Source organism: Snodgrassella sp. W6238H11 (assembly GCF_016100525.1).
Lineage (GTDB): Bacteria > Pseudomonadota > Gammaproteobacteria > Burkholderiales > Neisseriaceae > Snodgrassella > Snodgrassella alvi.
Map to the genome: position 1 here is coordinate 1 of NZ_JACFSH010000021.1, position 1053 is coordinate 1053.

At 42.7% G+C, this 1053-nt stretch carries 1 protein-coding gene; it reads left to right on the forward strand.

What is annotated here, in order from left to right; all coding sequences use genetic code 11:
• A partial coding sequence (locus H3V00_RS11310; RefSeq protein ID WP_232336009.1) for a DUF3304 domain-containing protein occupies positions 1 to 790 on the forward strand: 790 nt, incomplete at its 5' end.
• Positions 791 to 1053 lie beyond the last annotated feature (263 nt).

Genomic DNA, 1053 nt, shown 5'->3' on the forward strand with positions numbered 1-1053 from the left:
GAGTGAGAATCAAATGTCTGCTAAAAAAATATTCAGTGTAAGCCGTCTTATCCGGCTAAGTTTATTGCTGCTATCGGTAACCGCTGTTACCTCCTGCGGCGGCGGGTTTGAACCTTTTGTCGGTGTTACTTCCGGCAAAAATAAATCGTATGCGGCGCCGGTGGAAGCACTAAATTATACTATTGAAACGGTACATGGCGGCAGTATTAATGGGGGATGTATTCCCAATACCTCTGGAGTAGAAGATAATGAAATAGGTAAACACCGCTTTGGCGGAGGTTCTACCTGTGGCGCAGCTTATTTGCCGGCTAAATGGAAACCAGGTATGACTGCGCGTATTAATTGGACAGTTTTACCATATCCTGATTGGCAGCCTAGAGGTTTAAATTTGCCTGGTGTTAATGTGGATGAAAATGAGTATCAAACTATTGTTAAATATGCTGAATCTCATTCAGCAATCATACCTCTACCACCACCACCACCATCTGCCGGAGATGATTTTGGCAAGGTGGCAAATATCACAGTGCATTTTTTAGCTTGTAATCAAATATTTATCACTTATGGGACAATAGAAGAAGGTAGAAATACCCCGATGCATTACAAATTGTTTGCGAAAAGCCAGAAACTGTGTACCCCCCGCCCGTCAATCAAATCTATGGCGGATTACCGGCGTAATAAAGCAAAGCTGGATGCAATCAAAAAAGAACGTGACAATATCCAGCAGGTAATCCTGCCGGAATATATAAAGGAACTGGAGCAGCAGGGCAAGCTGCCGGTTAGCAGTAAGTAAGTTTTGCAGGCTAGCTGTGGTCGCCGGCTGACAATATACCGATGCAAGTAAGTTTGCGTCGGTAAGCCTGAACTGTTTTATATGTTAAAAAGCCGGCTGATTTAGCCATAGCCTGAATCTGGAATTTTATTAAAATAACGCCATTGTTCCCATACGGATGCAGTGGCGTTTTATTATTCGCAGTGCAAATACCGGTTCGACTAATAAAAAATTTCCGTTTCTGCGCCAGATATTGGTAATATCATTGCATAAAAACCGACAGA